Source organism: Pseudomonas sp. GW460-LB5, from assembly GCF_059423245.1.
Genome location: NZ_JBWKXT010000001.1, coordinates 405133 through 426411, shown reverse-complemented (window position 1 = coordinate 426411; position 21279 = coordinate 405133). Strand labels below are relative to the sequence as shown.

The following is a 21279-nucleotide window of genomic DNA, read 5'->3' as shown; positions in this document are numbered from 1 at the left end:
TCCTGGCATACCCCCGCCAGCGAAATGCAAATCAGGTTTTTAGGAGCGCTGTAATGCCTGAGATCTACCATTTCTTCCAACAACTGGTTAATGGATTGACCATCGGCAGCACCTATGCCTTGATCGCCATCGGCTACACGATGGTGTACGGCATCATTGGCATGATCAACTTCGCTCACGGCGAGGTGTACATGATCGGTTCCTATGTGGCCTTCATCGCCCTCGCGGGCCTGGCCATGATGGGTATCCATTCGCTGCCGATCCTGATGACCGTTGCCTTCGTCGCGACGATCTTCGTCACCAGTGCCTATGGCTACAGTATCGAACGGGTTGCCTACCGCCCCTTGCGCAACAGCAACCGTCTGATCCCGCTGATTTCCGCCATCGGCATGTCGATTTTCCTGCAGAACACCGTCTTGCTTTCGCAAGACTCCAAGGACAAGTCCATCCCCAACCTGATCCCCGGAAGCTTCTCGTTCGGGCCGGGCGGCGCGGAGGAAGTTCTGATCAGCTACATGCAGATCCTGGTGTTCGTGGTCACTCTGGTAGCCATGACCCTGCTCACCCTGTTCATCTCTCGCTCCCGTCTGGGCCGCGCCTGCCGTGCCTGCGCCGAGGACATCAAGATGGCCAACCTGCTGGGCATCAACACCAACAACATCATCGCCCTCACCTTCGTCATCGGTGCCGCCCTGGCCGCCGTAGCGGCCGTGCTGCTGAGCATGCAGTACGGAGTGATCAACCCCAACGCCGGTTTCCTGGTAGGCCTCAAGGCCTTCACCGCGGCGGTGCTGGGTGGCATCGGCAGCATTCCGGGCGCGATGCTCGGCGGGCTGGTGCTGGGCGTGGCCGAAGCGTTTGGCGCCGACATCTTCGGCGACCAGTACAAGGACGTGGTGGCATTCGGCTTGTTGGTGCTTGTCCTGCTATTCCGGCCGACCGGCATCCTGGGCCGCCCGGAGGTTGAAAAAGTATGAACAAAAATCTCAAACAGGCGTTCTTCAGCGCCTTGCTGGTCTGGGCGGTGGCCTTCCCGGTGCTGGGCCTGAAACTGAGCATCGACGGCATCAGCCTGGTCGTGCACAGCCAGGGCTCGTTCACCATCAGCATCATCGCCGTGTGCTCGGTGCTGATGTTCCTGCGCGTGCTGTTCGACAAGCAGTGGAGTTCGGTGATGAACCGCCGCTCGGATCGCAAGCTGATCCCGCCGGCCGTCAGCAATTACCTGACCCTGCCCAAGACCCAGCGCTATGTGATCGTTGGTCTGATCGTTGCGGCACTGGTGTGGCCGTTCTTCGGCTCGCGCGGTGCGGTCGACATCGCCACGCTGATCCTGATCTACGTGTTGCTGGGCCTGGGCCTGAACATCGTGGTCGGCCTGGCGGGCCTGCTCGACCTCGGTTACGTCGGCTTCTACGCCGTCGGCGCCTACAGCTACGCCATGCTCTCGCACTACCTGGGCTGGAGTTTCTGGGTATGTCTGCCGATTGCCGGCCTGATGGCCGCCACCTTCGGCTTCCTGCTTGGCTTCCCGGTGCTGCGCCTGCGCGGTGACTACCTGGCGATCGTGACCCTCGGCTTCGGCGAGATCATCCGCCTGTTCCTGCGCAACCTCACCGACTGGACCGGCGGCCCCAACGGCATCAGCAACATCCCCAAGCCAGAGTTCTTCGGCCTGACCTTCGAACGCCGTGCCGCCGAGGGCATGCAGACCTTCCACGAGTTCTTCGGGCTGGAATACAACTCGATCAACAAGGTCATCTTCCTCTACCTGGTGGCACTGCTGCTGGCCTTGCTGGCACTGTTCGTCATCAACCGCCTGCTGCGCATGCCAATCGGCCGCGCCTGGGAAGCCCTGCGTGAAGACGAGATCGCCTGCCGTGCGCTGGGCCTGAACCCGACCGTGATCAAGCTCTCGGCGTTTACCCTGGGTGCCTGCTTCGCCGGTTTCGCCGGCAGCTTCTTCGCAGCGCGCCAAGGTCTGGTGACGCCGGAGTCGTTCACCTTCATCGAGTCGGCAATCATCCTCGCCATCGTCGTGCTTGGCGGCATGGGCTCACAACTGGGCGTGATCCTCGCGGCCATCGTGATGATCCTGCTGCCCGAGCTGATGCGTGAGTTCAGCGAATACCGGATGCTGATGTTCGGTGCGCTGATGGTGTTGATGATGATCTGGCGTCCGCAAGGCCTGCTGCCTATGCAACGTCCACACATGGAGCTGCGTCGATGAGCCGCGAAATTCTGCAAGTCAGCGGCCTGAGCATGCGCTTCGGCGGCTTGTTGGCGGTCAACGGCGTGGCCCTGACCGTCAAGGAAAAACAGGTGGTGGCGCTGATCGGCCCGAACGGCGCCGGCAAGACCACGGTGTTCAACTGCCTGACCGGGTTCTACAAACCCAGCGGCGGCACCATCCTGCTCGATGGCCAGCCGATCCAGGGCCTGGCCGGCCACCAGATCGCCCGCAAGGGCGTGGTGCGCACCTTCCAGAACGTGCGCCTGTTCAAGGACATGACCGCGCTGGAAAACCTGCTGATCGCCCAGCACCGTCACCTGAACACCAACTTCTTCGCCGGCCTGTTCAAGACCCCGAGCTTCCGCCGCAGCGAGAAGGAGGCCATGGAACGCGCGCAGTACTGGCTGGAAAAGGTCAACCTGACCGAATTCGCCAACCGTACCGCCGGCACCCTCGCCTACGGCCAGCAACGCCGCCTGGAAATCGCCCGCTGCATGATGACCCAGCCGCGCATCATCATGCTCGACGAACCTGCGGCGGGCCTGAACCCGAAGGAAACCGAAGACCTCAAGGCACTGATCGCCTACCTGCGTGAGTCGCACAACGTCACCGTGCTGCTGATCGAGCACGACATGAAGCTGGTGATGAGCATTTCCGACCATATCGTGGTGATCAACCAGGGCACCCCCCTGGCCCACGGCACACCGGAAGAGATCCGCGACAACCCTGATGTGATCAAAGCCTACCTGGGGGAAGCGTAAAATGCTGAAGTTCGAAAACGTTTCCACCTTCTACGGCAAGATCCAGGCGCTGCACAGCGTCAACGTGGAGATCAACCAGGGCGAGATCGTCACCCTGATCGGCGCCAACGGCGCCGGCAAGTCGACCTTGCTGATGACCCTGTGCGGCTCGCCGCAGGCGCACAGTGGCAGCATCAAGTACCTGGGCGAAGAGCTGGTCGGGCAGCCGTCCTCGCACATCATGCGCAAGAGCATTGCCGTGGTGCCGGAAGGGCGGCGCGTGTTCGCCCGCCTGACCGTCGAGGAAAACCTGGCCATGGGCGGTTTCTTCACCGACAAGGGCGACTACCAGGAGCAGCTGGACAAGGTGTTGCAACTGTTCCCGCGCCTGAAGGAACGTTACATCCAGCGCGGCGGCACCATGTCCGGTGGCGAGCAACAAATGCTTGCCATTGGCCGTGCGCTGATGAGCAAGCCCAAGCTGCTGCTGCTCGACGAACCTTCACTGGGCCTGGCGCCGATCATCATCCAGCAGATCTTCGACATCATCGAACAGCTGCGCCGTGATGGCGTGACGGTGTTCCTGGTGGAGCAGAATGCCAACCAGGCGCTGAAGATCGCCGACCGCGCGTATGTACTGGAGAACGGTCGGGTGGTGATGCAAGGGACGGGTGAAGCACTGCTGACCGACCCGAAGGTGCGCGACGCGTACCTCGGCGGTTAAATGGGAAAGGGCCTTCGGGCCCTTTTTTATGCCTGCCAGAAATGCATTGCCAGTGCCGGCCCTTTCGCGGGTAACCATTAACTTGAGATCCACCGCCGGCCTGAGTAACGTGGCCAGCTCTTTACCAAAGATTCCCGGAGTTCGCCCGATGCGCCTCACCCCCACCCTGCTGCTCACTGCCCTGCTGCCCCTGTTCGCCGGCTGCCAGCTCATGGCTGAAGCGCCAAGCGACCCGAACATCGGCACCACGCGCATGCAGGGCGAACTGCGGGCGGCCGGTGGCCAGCTGCTGTTCAAGCCGTGCAGCGAAAACCGCACGTTCGTGATCAACGACGTCGGCGCTACCGGCATCCTGCAGGAGGCCGCCAACCTCGCCAAGGACGCCAACGACAAGCTGTTCGCCGACGTCCGTGGGCGCCTTACCGGCAGCAAGCAGGCCAACAATGATGGCCAGCTGGAAGTACGCCGCCTGTACCGCCTGGAACCTTCCACCCGCGCCTGCGAAGACCCCAACTTCAAGCAGTTGACCCTGCGCGCCAATGGCCACGAGCCGGACTGGGACATCAAGGCCAGCGGCAAGGGCATGGTCCTCAGCCGAGTCGGGCAGGAGCCCCTGCCCTTGCCGTTCCTTGAAGAGGAAGTACCCGGTGGCGGCTTGACCCTCACCAGCGAAGCCAACGGCCAGCACGTGGAACTGTGGGTCGCGCCGCAGCGCTGCGTAGACAGCGCCACTGGCGCGGTCCACCACCTGCGTGCCGAACTGCGCATCGACGGCAAGACCCTGCAGGGCTGCGGCTACTACGGCGGCGCACGCGACAACTGATCGTCGGGCACTTTTAACCTGCCAGTCGGGGCGGCTAACAGCTTATACTTGGCGGTTTGTGTAAAGCCGCCGGCCGCCCATGGCCGGGATACTGGACCCTGCCATGCTACGAATCACCGAACTCAAGCTGCCCCTGGACCATCCCGACGAAGCACTGCGTGAAGCCATCGTCCAGCGCCTGGGCATCCGCGACGAGCAACTGCTCAGCTTCAACCTGTTCAAGCGCAGCTACGATGCGCGCAAGAAGAACAGCGAGTTGCTGTTCATCTACACCATCGACCTCGAAGCCAGCAACGAAGCCGAACTGCTCAGCAAGTTCGCCGACGATCACAACATCGGCCCGGCACCGGACGTGACTTACAAATACGTCGGCCACGCCCCGGCCGACATCCAGGAACGCCCTATCGTGGTCGGCTTCGGCCCCTGCGGCATCTTTGCCGGCCTTTTGCTGGCGCAGATGGGCTTCAAGCCGATCATCCTCGAACGTGGCAAGGAAGTGCGCCAGCGCACCAAGGACACCTGGGGCCTGTGGCGCAAAAGCGTGCTCAACCCCGAGTCCAACGTGCAGTTCGGCGAAGGCGGCGCCGGCACCTTCTCTGACGGCAAGCTGTACAGCCAGATCAAGGACCCGCAGCACCACGGCCGCAAAGTGCTGGAAGAGTTCGTCAAGGCCGGTGCGCCGGACGAGATCCTGTACATCAACAAACCGCACATCGGCACCTTCCGCCTCACCGGCATGGTCGAGCAGATGCGCCAGGACATGATCGCCCTCGGCGCAGAAGTGCGCTTCCAGCAGAAGGTCACCGACCTGCTGGTCGAAGACGGTCAGCTGACCGGTGTGGTGCTGGAGAGTGGCGAACAACTGCACTCGCGCCATGTAGTCCTGGCCCTTGGCCACAGTGCCCGCGACACTTTCCGTATGCTGCATGCCAAAGGCGTCTACATGGAAGCCAAGCCGTTCTCGGTCGGCTTCCGTATCGAGCACCCGCAAACGCTGATCGACAAGGCGCGTCTTGGCAAATACGCCGGCCACCCGAAACTCGGCGCCGCCGACTACAAGCTGGTGTACCACGCCAAGAATGGCCGCTCGGTGTACAGTTTCTGCATGTGCCCGGGTGGCACCGTGGTCGCCGCTACCAGCGAGCCGGGCCGCGTGGTGACCAACGGCATGAGCCAGTACTCACGTAACGAGCGCAACGCCAACTCCGGTATCGTCGTCGGCATTGACCCCGAGCGCGACTACCCGGGCGGCCCGCTGGCCGGTATTGAACTGCAAGAGCGTCTGGAAGCCCACGCCTACGTAATGGGCGGCAGCAACTACCAGGCCCCGGCGCAGCTGGTGGGTGACTTTGTCGCCGGCCGGCCATCGACCGCACTGGGCAGTGTCGAGCCATCCTACAAACCGGGCGTGACCCTGGGTGACCTGGCACCAAGCCTGCCGGACTTCGCCATCGAAGCGATCCGAGAGGCCCTGCCAGCGTTCGACCGGCAGATCAAAGGCTACAACCTGCATGATGCAGTGTTGACCGGGATCGAGACGCGTACCTCGTCGCCCCTGCGGATTACCCGGGGTGAGGACTACCAGAGCCTGAACCTGAAAGGCCTGTTCCCGGCGGGTGAGGGGGCCGGGTATGCGGGCGGCATCCTGTCGGCGGGTGTGGACGGTATTCGTATCGCCGAGGCGGTAGCGCGGGACATGCTCGGCCTGTAATTTTGTATCGCCTGCAAGGGCCCTTTCGCGGGCTGGCCCGCTCCCACAGATACTGCACAGTATTTGAAAACTGTGCAGTACCTGTGGGAGCGGGCCAGCCCGCGAAGAGGCCCTGACAGGGATCAGAAATATCCGACCCAAACACCAGCCTTTCCCTCCCCCCTTTCCTCCCATCTGCATCTAGGCTTCACTCAGCCCAGACAGCAACACCATATAACAAAAACGAATATAGTTTTTGTTTGAAAGCATATCGTCACAGGCTAGGGTGTACGCCCGTACCCTTCGTAAACTGCTCATGGAGAGCCTATAGCCCGTGCGTAGCCTGTTTACCCGATTCTTCCAGCTTGAAGCCGCCAGCGGTCTGCTGCTGATCGCCGCCGCCGTTCTGGCCCTGATCATCAACAACTCACCCCTGTCCTATCTGTACAGCGGCCTGCTCGACGTCCCCGTCGCCGTCCAGGTCGGCGCGCTGAATATCGCCAAGCCTTTGTTGCTGTGGATCAATGACGGCCTGATGGCCCTGTTCTTCCTGCTCATTGGCCTGGAGGTCAAACGCGAGGTGGTCGATGGTCACCTGTCCAAGCCCTCCCAGGTGATCCTGCCCGCCACTGCTGCTGTGGGCGGCATGGTGGTGCCGGCGCTCATCTACTGGTTCATCAACCGTGACAACCCGGCGGCCGTGGCCGGCTGGGCGATCCCCACCGCCACCGACATCGCCTTCGCCCTCGGCGTGCTGGCCCTGTTGGGCAAACGCGTACCGGTTTCGCTCAAGCTGTTCCTGATGACCCTGGCGATCATTGACGACCTTGGTGCAATCATCGTCATCGCCCTTTTCTACTCAGGCACCTTGTCGAGCGTATCGCTGCTGCTGGCAGCGGCCTGCCTGGTGGTGCTGATCGCGATGAACCGGCTTGGGGTGGTCAAGCTTGGGCCGTACATGATCGTTGGCCTGATCCTGTGGGTCTGCGTACTCAAGAGCGGCGTGCACGCCACGCTGGCCGGTGTCGCCCTGGCCTTGTGTATCCCGCTGCGTACACGCAACGCCGAGACTTCGCCGCTATTGTCCCTTGAGCATGCCCTGCACCCTTGGGTTGCCTATGCGATCCTGCCGCTGTTTGCCTTCGCCAATGCTGGCGTCTCACTGGCAGGCATGACCGTGGAAAGCTTCACCCACCCGGTGCCGATGGGCATTGCGATTGGCCTGCTGATGGGCAAGACCGTGGGCGTTTTCGGCCTGACTTGGGTAGCGGTCAAGCTGCGCCTGGCAGCGCTGCCTGCGGGTGCTGGCTGGGGGCAGATACTGGGGGTGGCGATACTCTGCGGTATTGGCTTCACCATGAGCCTGTTTGTTGGCTCACTCGCCTTTGCACCAGGCAGCAGTGATTACGCGGGCATGGATCGCATGGGGATCCTTACCGGCTCGTTCTTCGCCGCAGTGATCGGCTACGCCGTTACCGCCCTGGCCAGCCGAAAAACCAGTGCTGGTTGACTTGGCTGAGGCATAAAAAAACCCCGACTGGCAGCCGCCATGTCGGGGTTTTCTTTTGCTGCGCTACGGTCAGTGCGAGACGCGGCTGGTACCGTCAACTGTCATGATGCGCACACGGTCGCCGACGCGGAAGATTTCATTCTCCTGCACGGCCTGCACATAGGCACGCATGCTGCCATCGTCCTCACGCACGGTGATTTCGACGCCTTGGGTACGGGTCAGGCCTTCCTCGGCAGCGGAACCCGCCAGGCCACCGGCCACGGCACCGATCACGGCAGCAACGATGCTGCCACGGCCGCCGCCCACGGCGCTGCCGGCCACGCCACCGACGATGGCGCCAGCGCCACCGCCGATCGGGGTCTTGGTACCCTCGATCTTGACCGGGCGTAGGGATTCGATGGTGCCCATGCGCACGGTTTGCACGCGGCGGGCTTCATCACGGGAGTAGCTGTCACCGGTCAGGCTCGAGGCACAGCCCCCCAGCAGCAACGACATGGTGGTAAAAGTCGCCACCAGCAAAGCGGATTTACGCATGGGTAAAGTCTCCATAATTCAGGTGCTCATTAGACGCTGCACGTTGACGGCTGTCACGGTACAAACGTAATAAAATTGGTTTCATTCAGCCGGGGTACAGCCTGGGCGGTTGTGCCATAGGCTCTTCAATTGAGACCAAGGATAGCCATGGATTACTTCATCGTCGTGGTCACCACCGTTGCGGGGCTTTATTTCCACGGGTGGCTATACGTGCGTATGCGCCGCTGGATGGACCGTGACCTGGCGTTGTCGCTGGCGGGGGCTGACCCTGAAAAGCGTGAGTACATGCTGGAAAGGTTGGCGTAGGCGCGGCAGGAGAAGGTGGGGCGCAAGCAACTGGCAGAGTGGTTGGAGCGGGAGGCGGCGGGGTATCCGGGGTAGTCTGATGGATCACTGGGGCCGCTTTGCGGCCCCAAATCCTCAGGGTGCCAGCCGCTCGCGCAGCCATTGCCCATCCACCAGCCGGTAGTTCAACCGGTCATGCAGGCGGCTCGCCCGCCCCTGCCAGAACTCGATGCGCTCAGGCAACAGGCGATACCCACCCCAATGTTCAGGGCAGTGCGGCTGGGTGTCGGAGAAGCGCGCTTCAGTGGCCTTGACCAAACCTTCCAGCTCTTCACGACCGGCAATCACCCGGCTTTGCGGCGAAGCCCAGGCCCCCAGGCGGCTGCCCAGCGGGCGCACCTGGTAGTAGTCGTCCGACTCCTTGGCGGTGACCTTTTCCACTCGCCCTTCGATACGCACCTGGCGCTCCAGCGCCGGCCAGAAGAACGTCATGGCGGCAAAGGGGTTGGCTTGCAGTTGCTGGCCCTTGGCGCTTTCGTAGTTGGTGAAGAAAGTGAAACCCTGCTCGTCGAGCCCCTTCAGCAGCAGTACACGGCAATGCGGGCGGCCTTCGCCGTCCACAGTGGCCAGGGTCATGGCGTTGGCTTCCACGGGTACCTGCTCGGTTTTCACCGCATCGGCAAACCACTGGTGGAACAGGGCAAACGGCTCCCCCGGTGCCTGGGCTTCGGCCAGGCCATCACGGGTGTAGTCGCGGCGCATATCGGCCAGGGATTGGGTCATTGCTGCGTTCCTTGACGATCAGTTGGTCTTCGCAGGGCTGTTGGCAGCTACTTTCTTGTCAGCGGTAGCTTTCTTGGCGACTGGCTTGGCCGGCGCGGCTTTCTTCTTGGCCGTGGTCTTGGCAGGGGCCTTGGCCTTGGCGACGGGTTTCTTCGGCGCGGGCTTCTTTGCTGCTGGCTTGCTGTCGACGGCCTTGGCGGCAGGAGCCTTGGCATCTTGCACCGCAACCATTGAGGCAGGTGCAGGTGCCGGAGTGGCCTGCTGGTACTTGGCCAGCAGCGCGACCATGGTGTTCTGCGGGGTCAGCAGCATTTCCACGCGGCGGTTCAGGGCACGGCCCTCGGGGCTGTCGTTGGCGGCACGTGGCATGACCGAGCCCATGCCCTTGAGGGTCAGGCGGTCACGCTGCAAGCCGCTGAGGCGGAAGATGGCCGACACCGAGGCGGCGCGCTCCAGGCTGAGTTTCTGGTTGGCAGCGCTAGCACCGCTGGTGTCGGCATGGCCCAGTACCAGCACGGCAGTCTTGGGGTCACCTTCGACAGTCTTGGCCACGCGGGTGATCGGGCCGAGGGTCATTGGCAGCAGCATGTTCGGGCGATCGGGGTTATACGAGCTGTCCACCGGCAGGGTGACCGCCAGCACATTGTCGCGGCGCTCCAGTTCCAGCTTGCTGTCCTTGATGGCTTCGCGCAGCTTGGGCTCGTACTCGTCCAGCCAGGCCTGGGTGGCCTTCTGGTCGATCTTCGGCACAACCGGCCCTTTGGCTTGCTTGTCATCACCGCCGAACGGCCACCACCAGCGGCTGGCACTATCGGACTTGGCATCAGCCTTGGCCACGTTTTCAGTGACGGCTGCCTTCACTTCCTGCTCGGCGACCTTGTCCGAACCAAAAGGCCACCAGCTGGAGCCACCTTCCTTGGAGCCGTCCGGGGAATGACTGGCGCAGCCGGTAACGGCGGTCAGGCACAGGGCGAGTGCTAAGGTTTTATGTGAAGACATCAGCGATACACCATGAAATTGAAAGATATTTTGCCAACACACTTGAGGCGTCGGCATTGAGGATAGTCAAAGGGGTGGGGCAATACCCGCATTACCCGATCAAAGGCAGTCGGCAAGGACACGTACCAGATTCTGTGCTCGGGGATCCATGAGCACATACGGGCCGAGGGTATTGACCACGAAACCGAAGGCCACGTCATGCTCCGGGTCGGCAAAACCAACCGAGCCACCGGCCCCTGGGTGGCCGAAGGCACGGGCACCCAGGCCAAAGGTGGCATTGGATACGTCGGGCTGGTCGAGCATGCAGCCCAGGCCAAAGCGGGTCTGGGTGAGCAAGGTGCGGTCCTGTCCGAGGCTGTGCTCGCGGGTCAGTTCATCAAGCAGTTCGGATTCGAGCAGGCTGCCGTCCAGCAACCCGGCATAGAAACCCGCCAGGCTGCGGGCATTGCCATGGCCATTGGCCGCTGGCTGTTGCATACGTCGCCATTCCGGTTTGTTGGTGCTGGTCAGGATCGCCGGCGGGTTGGTGAAAGCACGGGTCGACAGCGCCTCGGGTTCGCGCATCGTCACCTGCAGCAGGCGCTGCGCTGCGGCATCCCCTTGGTTGCCTTTGCCACGGGCGATATGCGCCACGCGGTAGAACTCCTCATCTGCCAGGCCAACATGAAAGTCCAACCCTAACGGGCGAGCGGTACGGGCCACGATCGAGTCGCCAGGGCCCCGGCCATCGGCGCGGCGAATCAGCTCGCCGATCAGCCAGCCGTAGGTGATGGCGGCATAACCGTGCTCGCGACCCGGCGTCCACCATGGCGTTTCAGCCGCCAGGGCATTGACCATGGTCCCCCAGTCATACAGGGCTTCGGCCGGCAACAACTCACGGATGGCCGGCAACCCGGCGCGGTGGCTGAGCAGCTGGCGCAAGGTGATCGACTGTTTACCAGCCTGGGCGAACTCGGGCCAGTAGTTGGCCACAGGGACATCGAGGGCCAACTTGCCCTCGCCCACCAGTTGCAGGGCGGTGACGGCGGTGAACGTTTTGGTACAGGAGAACAGGTTGGCGATGGTGTCGCTGTGCCAGGCCTGCTGGCCATCCTTGTCGGCACTGCCGGCCCACAGCTCGACGACGGTTTCGCCACCGACCTGGATGCACAGCGCAGCGCCACGCTCCTGGGGATCTTCGAACAGCGCGGCAAAGGCTTCGCGCACGGCTTCGAACTTCAGCTCATAGTGACCCTGGATCTGCACCCGCTGTACTCCGTACGACCATGTCCAAAAAAGGTGTGCATTGTTTCAGTAGTTAGGTGTTTTGCAAACTGGCTTGGGCCAAATGGTCGCGACGAACGGTAGCTTGTGCTCAGTGCGCCTGTTTTTCCAGCTGGGTGCGCAATTGGCCCATCGCCTGCAGGTTGCCCTTGCGTACGGCGTCGACAAAACCCGGGTACGGCACATCGGTGATCGCCACCAGCCCAAGGTGGCCGTTCTCGCCGTCAAGTAGCCGACCACTGGCTGGCTGGTCGAGGTACTGGAACCAGTGCGCGCCAACGATCATCGGCTGCGCCAGGGCCGCCTTGAGGAAGTTGCCATAGGCCGGACCGCGGTCTTCTTCCCGCGCCAGCTCCAGCGGCCCCGGCCAGAATGGCCCGCGATCACGCGAGCCGAACTGGAACTCGGACACCAGCACCGGCTTGTCCAGTTCGGCCAGGCGGGCGAAATCGTAGCCGTCCTGTGGCTTGAGGGTATAGAAGTTGAAGCTGAGTACATCGCAGAACTCGGCACAGGCCTTGACCGCCTCCGGCGTGCTGACCGCATAGCGACCACCGAGCAGCAGGTGATTGGGGGCGTGCCACTTCAGTGAGTCGGCAATGGTCTTGAAGTAGGTCTCGGCGAACACTTGCTGGAAGTGCTGGTAGTCGCGCTCGATTTCCGGATGTTCCGGGTCGGGCAGCGGTGCTTCGAAGCCCGGGTCTTCCATGAGTTCCCAGGCGGCCAGTTCGATGCCCCAGGCCTTGGACAGCCCTTGCTGGTTACGGTACTTGTCGCGCAGCTGCTTGAGGAAGGCGCGCTTGGCCGGTACATCGGTGGTCAGGCGCAAAGTGCCGTAGGCCAGGCCATACCGTGCTTTAGGGTCGCTGCCGGGGGCAGCCCAGGCCAGTTCATTGTCGGCGAAGTAGCCGATCAGCCAAGGGTCGTCACGGTGATCTCGGGCAGCAATGGCCACTGCGCGCTCGGTGGCCATGGCAAAACGCGGGTCGAACGGGTCGGGCATGCTGCCCCACCAGTCCATGCCAGTGCTGATGCTGGCGTAATCACCCACGATCGACAGCGGCAAGGTGTAGGGCATACGTTTGGCCTGGCCCAGAGCGGGCTCGCTCCAGTTGCCGACCGTGTTGAAACCCCAGGCCTGCAAACGGTCGAGCGCATGCGTTTGCCAGCGGGCGGCGTCCAGTACCTGTGGCGGGCAATTAACGGGCTGCCCTTCAGCGGCCGGCGGGCAGGGTTTGCCGTAGGTACGTTGCAGGTTGGCGGCATAGAAATCGAACCAACGCCCTTGCTTGAAGTTGCGCCCTTGAGACGAGGCATTGCCATCGTCGTTGTTGCCTTCGCCGTAGAATGCGGCCAGCGCATCGCCCTCGCCCGGCAACGCCTTGAACATGCCTTCACGGCCGGCGACGTAGGTACGCCCGCCGTCTGCGGCGACGGCATTCACCCCCAAAGAATAGAACGGGTGGCCCTCCGGCGTTACCAGGTACCAGCGCCCATCACGCTTTTCGGTGCGAAAAAAACCTTTGGCCTCGAACGCCGGCCCGGCCAGCAGCCCGCCGTAGCCGTCCAGTTGCTGCCTGCCCCGCTCAGCCAGCCAGCCCTTGAGCTGCTGCTGTTCACGCGTATCGGCCGCCTTGAGCTGCTCGTCATTGGCAACCTTCTCGGGCCAATTGCCGCGAGTGGACTGGCCGTAGGCATCGATCAGATCCTGGTACGCCGCCTTGTAGGCCAGGTCGTCATCCTGGATCCCCACCCGCTCGATCAGCAGGCTCTGCGCCACCTTGGGGTTGGGGATGCTCAGGCTGACCGAGGCCACCTGTTTGAGGTCCACCGCGCCAGCGCTGCTGGTCAGCAGCAAGCGCTGGCCGCCATGGCTCCACGGCATGGGCGGCCCGGCGCGCATGCCCTGGCTCAGCGGCGAGCTGGCCGTCAGCGGCACCATCACGGTTTGCGCGGGACCGGCCGGCAGGTCAATCCGGCTGGTCAATGTGCCGCCATCGCTGCCTTGCACCGTGACATCCACTGTCAGCGCCCAGTCCATGCCACTCTGCAGGCGCAAGGTGAGGAACTGCCCGGCGGACCAGTCCCACGCCCCACCTTGCGGGCTCAGCCGCAGGGTCGGCCGCTCGGCCGGGTTGAACACCACACGCCGCAACACCTCGCCTTCGGCCGTCTGCTCGGCGTTGTACTGGGGCATGCCGGCATCCTCGGTTGCCACATTGACCACCGAGGCCGGGCGCACGAAGCTGAACAGCGTCTGCTGCCCAGCCAGCAAGGGCGAGCTGAACAGCAGGGCGAAAACGGCGGGCAGGGTGAGGCGGACCATAAGGCTGGGGCTCTCCTTCAGGCCACTCACGGGCCCTGGACTGAGTAATGTACGACGCGCCGAAGCAAGTGCCCCGGCGGTCAGCAAATCTCCCGCCGGAACGGCGGCAGCGCATTGAGAATAGCCTTGCCATAGCGCTGGGTGACCAGGCGCCGGTCAAGCAAGGTAATGACACCGCGATCCTGCTCGGTACGCAGCAGGCGACCGCAGGCCTGGATCAGCTTCAGCGAGGCGTCGGGTACGGCAATTTCCATGAACGGGTTGCCGCCACGGGCCTCGATCCACTCCGCCAGCGCGGCTTCGACCGGGTCATCGGGCACGGCAAACGGAATTTTGGCAATCACCACATGCTCGCAATAGGCGCCAGGCAGGTCGACACCCTCGGCAAAGCTTGCCAGGCCGAACAGCACGCTGTGCTGGCCATCGTCGACCCGCGCCTTGTGCTTGTTCAGGGTTTCCTGCTTGGACAGGTTGCCCTGGATAAGTACCAGCTTGCGCCAGTCACGGTCCAGGCCATCGAACACGTCCTGCATCTGCTTGCGCGAGGAGAACAGCACCAGTGCGCCGCGGGCATCTTCGACGATGTTCGGCAGCTCGCGGATGATGGCGGCGGTGTGCGCCGCTGCGTCGCGTGGGTCGGCCTTGAGGTCGGGCACCCGCAACAGACCGGCGTCGCCGTGCACGAACGGGCTGGGCACCACACAGGTGACCGCGTCACGCGGCAAACCCGAGCGCATGCGGAAGCGGTCGAATTTACCCAGCGCGGTCAACGTCGCCGAGGTCACCAACGCGCCGTGGGCAACGCTCCACAGGCTGCGGCGAAGCATTTCGGCAGCGAGGATGGGGCTGGCGTTGACTTCGATGTCGAACATCGCCCCGCTTTCGGCCAACGTCAGCCAGCGAGCCATGGGCGGGCTGTCTTGCGGGTCTTCGGCGGTAAAGGCTGTCCACAGTTCCCAGTTGCCCTGGGCACGGGTGACCAGGCTGCCGAACAACGGGTACCACTCCTCGGCCTGGTGGCTGGCGATGCCAATGTTGACCTCGCCGTCCATGCCTTCCTTGAGCAGGTCGGCCAGACGGGTGAACAGATCGTTGAGGCGGGCAAAACCCTTCTTCAGCTCGATACCCACTTCGCGCAGCTGCTCCGGCACGACGCCGCCTTCGAAGCGATAGCGGGGGCGCTCACGGCCCTCGGTGTCTTCACTGGGACGGAAGTCGGCCACCTGCTCGCAGAGGGTGAACATGAACTGCTGCTGGGTGCGCACTTCCCGCGCCAGCTCTGGGACCTGCTCGATGTACTTGCCCAGATCGCCGGGCAGCGGGTGCTGGGCCAGCAGCTTGGTCAGGTTCTTGGCGGTCTGCTCCAGCCAGTCTGCGGTGGAGCGCAGGCGGGAATAATGGGCGAAGTGGCCGATGGCCTTGTCTGGCAGGTGATGGCCTTCGTCGAACACATACACGGTGTCGCGCGGGTCAGGCAGCACCGCACCGCCGCCCAGGGCCAGGTCGGCCAGCACCATGTCATGGTTGGTAACGATCACGTCGACCTTGCCCATGCCTTCACGGGCCTTGTAGAACACGCACTGCTGGAAATTCGGGCAGTGTCGGCCGGTGCACTGGCTATGGTCGGTGGTCAGCCGGGCCCAGTCCTGGTCTTCCAGGGCTTCTGACCAGCTGTCACGGTCGCCGTCCCAGCGGTTGCCGGCAAGCTTCTCGATCATGCTGTTGAACAGCTTCTGGCTGCGCTCGTCGACTTCGATGCGGAAGCCTTCTTCCTCGAACAGCTGAGCGGTAGCCGACTGGGCGTGGCCCTCCTGCAGGAGGATGTCGAGCTTGGACAGGCACAGATAGCGGCCACGGCCTTTGGCCAGGGCGAAGCTGAAATTGAGCCCGCTGTTGCGCATCAGGTCGGGCAGGTCCTTGAAGACGATCTGCTCCTGAAGGGCCACGGTAGCGGTGGCAATCACCAGGCGCTTGCCGGCTGCCTTGGCGGCCGGGATGGCGGCGAGGCTATAGGCCACCGTCTTGCCGGTACCGGTGCCCGCCTCGACGGCAACCACGGCAGGCTCGCCGGCGCGGCGGCCTTCATCGTCGCAGGCAATGTCGCCCAGTACCTTGGCCACTTCGGCGATCATCAGGCGCTGGCCATAGCGGGGCTTGAGGCTCTTGGCTTCGAGAAAACGCGAGTAGGCGCCCTGGATGGTGGCTTTGAGTTCGTTGCTGATCATGGTCTGCAGGCGCCCGTAGGGCTGGATATATTTTCAGTGTTTCGCATGGGCGGCTATCATACCCCGCTATTGCCCTTTATGCCGCATGGAGATCCGGATGCTCGCCTTTGCCCTGCCCTACACACTGCATGTTCTGGCTGCCCTGGTATGGGTCGGCGGCATGTTCTTCGCCTGGCTGGTGCTGCGCCCGGCAACGGTTGCGGCCCTTGAAGGGCCTGCGCGGCTGCGGCTGTGGGTGGAAGTTTTCCGACGCTTCTTTGGCTGGGTCTGGCTGGCGGTGGCGATCTTGGCGATAAGTGGTATCGGCATGTTGCACTTGCGTTTCAGCGGTTTCGAGACTGCACCGAAGTACGTACAGGTGATGATCGGTGGGGGCATCGTCATGTTTGCCTTGTTCATGCGCATTCAGGCGTTGCTGCTGCCGGAGTTGAAGACGGCGGTCCAAGCCGAGGACTGGCCGACGGGGGCGGCGGTGCTCGGGCGCATTCGGCGGATGGTGGGGGTCAACCTGCTGCTGGGCCTGGCAGTGGTCGCTGTGGCCAGCTCGCGCCTGATGATCTGACAGCTGAGTTATGCGTTGGAGATAGATCGAGCGCCGCGCGGGCGGCGCTCGATCGCATAGGCGCTGCAATTTCCCTGGCGAGAACTTCGCAGCCAAAAAGGTTTACAGGTGTTGCAGAATCAGCTCACCTGCGGCGCCTGCCAGGCCGGGCTGCCCAGGCTGCCCTGGCCGGCCATTGGCGCCAGCATCGGTGCTGTACACCAGGCAACCCTTGCTAGCCCCACCTTTACCCGCCTTGCCCGCCGCCCCGGGCTTGCCTGGGGCGCCACCCTCCAGGCGCACGACAACGCGCTCTTGCGCGAACCCCTGCGGCACGCTGAGGCGGATGCGCCCGCCCGGCGCACCATCGTGCCCGTTGCCGCCGTCATCGCCATTGGCACCACGGCTGGCCTGGCCCCAGGTGCAACCACCCGCCTGCCCGTTGCCACCATCAAGGCCCACATAACCCGGCGCCCCCGCGCCACCACGGGCATCGATCGCCACCCGCTCGGCATCCACTTCAGCCAGTTTCAGGTCCAGGCTGCGGCCTGGCCGAGCTGCCCGCTGATAACTACCCGCCGCTCCGGGGGCACTGAATTCACTGCCTTCACCCAACCTCGCACTACGCGCCTCGATGACCAGGGGGCTGTCGGAGGGTGCAATGGCGATACGCGCATCACGGCCCAGTTCCAGGTGATCGACCGTCAATTGCGCAAGCGAGGCTGGCAGCAGCAGGGTTGCCGCATCGGCGACACGCAGGTGCGTGAAATGCACGCTGGCCGACTTGTCGGGCAGGCGCAGCATGGAATTGGCGGCGACCTCCAGGCTTTCAGCCTGGGCCAAGGGAGCGGCCAACATGGCCAGCAACATCAAATTACGCATTTCGGGGCGCCTCCTGCGCACGGGGAATGGACATGACATGGAAGATACCCGTCAAGAGGATCTGCAAACGGTCGAACCAGCGGTGGCTGCGCCCACGCAAGCTGCCATTGAAGAACAGCACTTCGAGGAGGTGCAAGCTGAACAGGACGATGCCGGCGGCATTGATCAACAGATTGAAGGGCAAAGGTTGTGGCATCAATTGATTGAACAACACCACACCCCAGAAAGCGACCGTCAGGACCTTGCCCAGGCCCAGGATGAACTTCATACCCCGCCCCTATAAATTGTTGTTTTGTCGAGACAGCCCGTTCGAGCGGGCCATGCGACCAACATTAACTGCAATGCCAAGGCAGGCGCCAGCACCGCTCAGTTGAGGTGCAGCTCCACTCGTCGGTTGCGCGCGCGGCCCTCCTCGCTTTCGTTATCAGTGACAGGCTCGCTTTCTCCACGGCCCTGGCTGGTGACCTTGCCCGGTTCCAGGCCCTGGCTGATAAGGTACTCGGCAACGCTGCTGGCACGGCGCTCGGAAAGCGCCTGGTTGTAGCTGTCGGAACCCACGTTGTCGGTGTGTCCGATCACGCTCACCTTGGCGATGGTCGGTGAGTCGAGTTTCGCCACCAGGCCTTGCAGCCGTTGCTGCGCCGCTGAGGTCAGGTCGGCGGAATCGAAGGCAAACATCACCGCGCCGTTGTCATCGAGGATGATCACCTCCGGCGAGGGCTCAGGTACAGTGGCAGGCGGCGCTGCGGGGTACTCCTTCAGCGGGCAACCCATATGGTCGACTGCAGTGTTGGCGGGAGTATCGGGGCAATGATCGCGGCGGTCGAAAATGCCGTCGCCATCTTCGTCACCGTCCTGGGCGTAACAGATCAACCCCCCGGCAATGGCGCCCAGAGCGCCGCCACCTGCGGCCCAAGTGGAGCTTTCAATAGCGCCCAGGCCGCCCCCGACCAGGCCTCCCAGCAGGCTGCAGATGGGCCAGGTCCTTTGGTTGAGCGGCGCGCCACCATCGCTGTGGGTTGCACAGCCCGCGAGCAGGCTGGCAGCCACCAACAGCGGCAGCGCCGCCTTCGACGTCACACTCATGCTGAATGCTCCTGTGTCATTGGCCACGAACGGCTGACCGGCATGAAGACGCGCCCGTGCCACTGCTCAAGGCACGGGCGCACACCGCCTACCGCTGGATCTTGATTTCGGTACGGCGGTTCATGGCACGCCCCTCGGCCGTGGCATTGTCCGCCACCGGCTGGGTTTCACCAGCGCCGACCACCGAAACGAAGCTGCTGCGCGGTACACCGCTCTCGACCAGGTAATCGGTCACCGAGTGGGCCCGACGCTCGGACAGTTTCTGGTTGTAGCTATCGGAGCCAACGCTGTCGGTATGGCCGCTGACGCTCAGGCGGGCGGAGGGCGCTTCCTGCTTCAGGCGCGTGGCAATGGTGTTGAGGCGCTCTTTGTCACGGGCGGTCAGGCGTGCAGAATCGAACTCGAAGTGCACATCGCGGATGACGATGACCTCTTCCTTCTGCACCACCACTTCCTCCACCACTGCTACCGGCTCAGGCGGGCAGCCGTTGGCATCGACCTGCACACCACGGGGTGTGCCCGGGCACTTGTCACGGCTGTCCGGCACGCCGTCGCCATCCTCGTCACCATCGCCATGGGCCCAGCAATAGCCCGCCGCCAGGCCACCGCCCAACAACGCACCCCAGCCAGCCCAGCTGGAACTTTCAATAGCGCCCAATGCGGCGCCACCTACACCCCCGACGGCGGCACATTTCGGCCAGTCGGTTTTCTGCAAACCTGCACAACCAGTCAACACACTGGTGAGCAGTACCAGGGGTAACGCTGTGCGTACTATGCTCATTTCATTGCTTCTCCTAGGGGGAATCGGCATAAGGCCGATCTCTGGGAGTAAAGACCGGGCATTCAAACCCTGCCAGCAATAAGCCACGACATGGTCACAAGCCTCTTTGCCCGCACGCCGCAGCCCGCTAGTCTTGGACGACTTGAACGAGGATTGGCAATGACCGACGGTTTTTCCCAACGCACCCCGCAGCAGGCCCTCGCGGCCCTGCTCGAACGCTTCACTCCACAACGCCTGCTGCTGGTCGGCACGCGCTTTCCGGCGCTGGACGCCTTCGCCCAGGCGCACCCCCAGGTGACTATTGCCACTGCAGCCCCGGGCCCGCTGCCGGCCGAACTGGCGGCACAACGCTTTGACCTGGCGGTGCTGGTGGACTGCCTGGAACACCTGCCCAAGCGCACCGGCCTGGAACTGCTCGGCGGCATTCGCAACCTCAATGCCAGCCGGGTCGCGGTGCTGACCGACCTGACCGCCTGCGGCTGGCAAGATACTGACTTCTTTGCCCTGGCCCTGTCGGCCAGCGAGAAATTCCGCCGTGACCAGCAGGTATTGAGCCTGTTCACCTATGATCTACATGACTACAAGCAGGTCCCGGACTGGCTCAACGCCCGGTTCTGGGCCAATCCTGAAAACTTCGGCAAGTACTGGTGGTGATGATGAGTGTCTCGGTCTGCCCTTGCGGCAGTGGCAACCTGCTCGACGCCTGTTGCGGGCATTACCATGCCGGCACCCCGGCACCCGATGCCCAGGCGCTGATGCGCTCACGCTACAGTGCCTACGTGCTGGGCCTGGTCGACTACCTGGTCGCCACCACCCTGCCGGCCCAGCAAGCCGACCTGGACAAAGCCGCCATGGCTGCCTGGAGCGCCCAGAGCACCTGGCTGGGGCTGGAGGTGGAAGGCGCCGAAGTGCTGGGCGGCCAGCCGGAGCACGGGTTTGTCACCTTCACCGCACGCTGGCACGACCAGGATGGCGATCACCAGCACCGTGAACGTTCGGCGTTCGTCCAGCATGCCGGGCGCTGGTACTTCATCGACCCTACGGTCGGGCTGAAGGCCGGGCGTAACGACCCTTGCCCTTGCGCCAGCGGGCAGAAGTTCAAGAAATGCTGCGCCAGTTACGTGGGGAGCTGACCATGATGACCCGCGCCGGTCTGCTAATGCCCTGCACCCTGATGGCATGCCTGGCGTTGCTGGCGGGCTGCGCCAGTTGGGGGGGTGACGACTGGCGCGAACCCGAAGTGCACCTGATCGAGGTCGAAACGGTCAAGGCCAGGTTGCTGGAGCAAGAGTTCGTGCTGCACGTGCGGGTCGACAACCCCAATGACAGCCGCCTGTTCATCCGCAACCTGTCGTATGCAATACGCCTCAACGACCTGCTGCTGGTACAGGATGAAGCCAGCGTATGGCGCAGCGTGGGCGGGCACGCCCGACGCACCTTCAAGATTACCGCGCGAACCAACCTGTGGCAGCACCTCAAGCCACTGGCCAAGCTGCTCAGAAGCAAGCAGCCGCTGCATTACACCCTGCAGGGCGAGCTGGCGACCGGGCTGCTCATCCATCGGGACCTGCACTTATCGCGCAGTGGTGAGATAATCCCCGGCGATCACATCCCGGAGTAACCCTGCAATGTCCCAACAACCTCACGTTCATGGCCCTGACTGCAACCACGACCATGATCATGACCACCACCACGATCATGGCCATGTACACGGCCCGCACTGCAACCACGGCCACCAGGAGCCGGTACGCAACGCCCTGAAGGACGTTGGCCGTAACGACCCTTGCCCGTGCGGTAGCGAGAAAAAGTTCAAGAAGTGCCACGGCGCCTGATCGACTGGCTCGATTAAAAACC

The 21279-nt window shown here is 63.3% G+C and carries 22 protein-coding genes and 1 pseudogene; 13 read left to right on the top strand and 10 right to left on the bottom strand.

Translation table 11 applies throughout. The annotated features are described in order from the left end of the window. Window positions 1-53 precede the first annotated feature (53 nt). The 7 genes from livH (at window position 54) to nhaA (ending at window position 7720) form a co-directional block, all read left to right on the top strand. Complete coding sequence (gene livH / locus AC07XM_RS01970) at window positions 54-977, top strand: high-affinity branched-chain amino acid ABC transporter permease LivH (protein ID WP_008097482.1); 924 nt, start codon at window positions 54-56, stop codon at window positions 975-977. Further along, a complete protein-coding gene (locus tag AC07XM_RS01965) occupies window positions 974-2230 on the top strand; it encodes a high-affinity branched-chain amino acid ABC transporter permease LivM (protein ID WP_016488726.1) in 1257 nt (418 codons plus the stop codon). The genes livH and AC07XM_RS01965 overlap by 4 nt, the downstream gene beginning before the upstream one ends. After that, entirely contained in the window at window positions 2227-2994 is a 768-nt protein-coding gene (gene livG, locus AC07XM_RS01960) for a high-affinity branched-chain amino acid ABC transporter ATP-binding protein LivG (protein WP_016488727.1), read from the top strand. Before AC07XM_RS01965 ends, livG begins: the two co-directional genes overlap by 4 nt. A gap of 1 nt (window position 2995) precedes the next feature. Continuing rightward, entirely contained in the window at window positions 2996-3697 is a 702-nt protein-coding gene (locus AC07XM_RS01955; RefSeq protein ID WP_003254879.1) for an ABC transporter ATP-binding protein, read from the top strand. A 148-nt stretch (window positions 3698-3845) separates the two neighbouring features. After that, window positions 3846-4520, top strand: coding sequence for a COG3650 family protein (locus tag AC07XM_RS01950; RefSeq protein WP_102688893.1), 675 nt, complete (start codon window positions 3846-3848; stop codon window positions 4518-4520). Between the two features lie 103 nt (window positions 4521-4623). Then, a complete protein-coding gene (locus AC07XM_RS01945; protein ID WP_060520054.1) occupies window positions 4624-6231 on the top strand; it encodes an NAD(P)/FAD-dependent oxidoreductase in 1608 nt (535 codons plus the stop codon). Between the two features lie 313 nt (window positions 6232-6544). Further along, entirely contained in the window at window positions 6545-7720 is a 1176-nt protein-coding gene (gene nhaA, locus AC07XM_RS01940; protein WP_060520052.1) for a Na+/H+ antiporter NhaA, read from the top strand. Between the two features lie 69 nt (window positions 7721-7789). Here nhaA and AC07XM_RS01935 read toward each other — a convergent pair whose 3' ends face one another. Continuing rightward, on the bottom strand, window positions 7790-8254 hold the full coding sequence (locus tag AC07XM_RS01935) for an outer membrane lipoprotein (RefSeq protein WP_009684613.1): 465 nt from the start codon (window positions 8252-8254) through the stop codon (window positions 7790-7792). A gap of 147 nt (window positions 8255-8401) precedes the next feature. Here AC07XM_RS01935 and AC07XM_RS01930 point away from each other — a divergent pair. Beyond that, a pseudogene (locus AC07XM_RS01930) lies at window positions 8402-8635 on the top strand (hypothetical protein). Between the two features lie 39 nt (window positions 8636-8674). On the opposite strand, the gene pdxH reads toward AC07XM_RS01930, so the two are convergent. The 5 genes from pdxH to dinG all read right to left on the bottom strand — a co-directional run bounded on the left by pdxH (window position 8675) and on the right by dinG (window position 16135). Continuing rightward, a complete protein-coding gene (pdxH, locus tag AC07XM_RS01925; protein ID WP_016488732.1) occupies window positions 8675-9322 on the bottom strand; it encodes a pyridoxamine 5'-phosphate oxidase in 648 nt (215 codons plus the stop codon). An 18-nt stretch (window positions 9323-9340) separates the two neighbouring features. Beyond that, a complete protein-coding gene (locus AC07XM_RS01920) occupies window positions 9341-10321 on the bottom strand; it encodes an OmpA family protein (RefSeq protein ID WP_016488733.1) in 981 nt (326 codons plus the stop codon). Between the two features lie 99 nt (window positions 10322-10420). Then, on the bottom strand, window positions 10421-11566 hold the full coding sequence (locus AC07XM_RS01915) for a serine hydrolase domain-containing protein (RefSeq protein WP_102688894.1): 1146 nt from the start codon (window positions 11564-11566) through the stop codon (window positions 10421-10423). Between the two features lie 109 nt (window positions 11567-11675). Further along, window positions 11676-13910 carry a beta-galactosidase gene (locus tag AC07XM_RS01910; RefSeq protein WP_102688895.1) on the bottom strand — a complete coding sequence of 745 codons (2235 nt, stop codon included), beginning with the start codon at window positions 13908-13910 and terminating at the stop codon, window positions 11676-11678. Window positions 13911-13990: 80 nt separating this feature from the next. Continuing rightward, window positions 13991-16135, bottom strand: a complete 2145-nt coding sequence (gene dinG / locus AC07XM_RS01905; RefSeq protein ID WP_060520043.1) for an ATP-dependent DNA helicase DinG — start codon at window positions 16133-16135, stop codon at window positions 13991-13993. Between the two features lie 97 nt (window positions 16136-16232). On the opposite strand from dinG, the gene AC07XM_RS01900 reads away from it, so the two are divergent. Beyond that, the gene (locus AC07XM_RS01900) at window positions 16233-16697 is read left to right on the top strand and encodes a CopD family protein (protein WP_016488737.1); all 465 of its coding nucleotides are present in this window, start codon (window positions 16233-16235) and stop codon (window positions 16695-16697) included. A 102-nt stretch (window positions 16698-16799) separates the two neighbouring features. Here AC07XM_RS01900 and AC07XM_RS01895 read toward each other — a convergent pair whose 3' ends face one another. The 4 genes from AC07XM_RS01895 to AC07XM_RS01880 form a co-directional block, all read right to left on the bottom strand. Further along, entirely contained in the window at window positions 16800-17558 is a 759-nt protein-coding gene (locus AC07XM_RS01895) for a collagen-like triple helix repeat-containing protein (RefSeq protein ID WP_070086457.1), read from the bottom strand. Then, a complete protein-coding gene (locus tag AC07XM_RS01890; RefSeq protein ID WP_016488739.1) occupies window positions 17551-17826 on the bottom strand; it encodes a DUF1145 domain-containing protein in 276 nt (91 codons plus the stop codon). Before AC07XM_RS01890 ends, AC07XM_RS01895 begins: the two co-directional genes overlap by 8 nt. 98 nt (window positions 17827-17924) lie before the next feature. Beyond that, window positions 17925-18644, bottom strand: a complete 720-nt coding sequence (locus AC07XM_RS01885) for a PA1041 family peptidoglycan-binding anchor lipoprotein (protein ID WP_016488740.1) — start codon at window positions 18642-18644, stop codon at window positions 17925-17927. A gap of 88 nt (window positions 18645-18732) precedes the next feature. Then, window positions 18733-19425: a PA1041 family peptidoglycan-binding anchor lipoprotein gene (locus tag AC07XM_RS01880; RefSeq protein WP_016488741.1), complete on the bottom strand. Its 693-nt coding sequence runs from the start codon at window positions 19423-19425 to the stop codon at window positions 18733-18735. A 159-nt stretch (window positions 19426-19584) separates the two neighbouring features. Between AC07XM_RS01880 and AC07XM_RS01875 the strand changes: the two genes are divergently transcribed. Genes AC07XM_RS01875 through AC07XM_RS01860 form a run of 4 tightly spaced genes read left to right on the top strand, consistent with a single transcriptional unit; the run spans window position 19585 to window position 21257 of the window. Continuing rightward, window positions 19585-20079 carry a DUF6231 family protein gene (locus AC07XM_RS01875; RefSeq protein ID WP_024717443.1) on the top strand — a complete coding sequence of 165 codons (495 nt, stop codon included), beginning with the start codon at window positions 19585-19587 and terminating at the stop codon, window positions 20077-20079. Between the two features lie 2 nt (window positions 20080-20081). Next, complete coding sequence (locus AC07XM_RS01870) at window positions 20082-20558, top strand: YchJ family protein (protein ID WP_016488750.1); 477 nt, start codon at window positions 20082-20084, stop codon at window positions 20556-20558. 2 nt (window positions 20559-20560) lie between these two features. Continuing rightward, window positions 20561-21046: an LEA/WHy family protein gene (locus tag AC07XM_RS01865; protein ID WP_102688914.1), complete on the top strand. Its 486-nt coding sequence runs from the start codon at window positions 20561-20563 to the stop codon at window positions 21044-21046. Window positions 21047-21053: 7 nt separating this feature from the next. Next, a complete protein-coding gene (locus AC07XM_RS01860; protein WP_019471879.1) occupies window positions 21054-21257 on the top strand; it encodes an SEC-C metal-binding domain-containing protein in 204 nt (67 codons plus the stop codon). The last annotated feature ends 22 nt before the right edge of the window (window positions 21258-21279 follow it).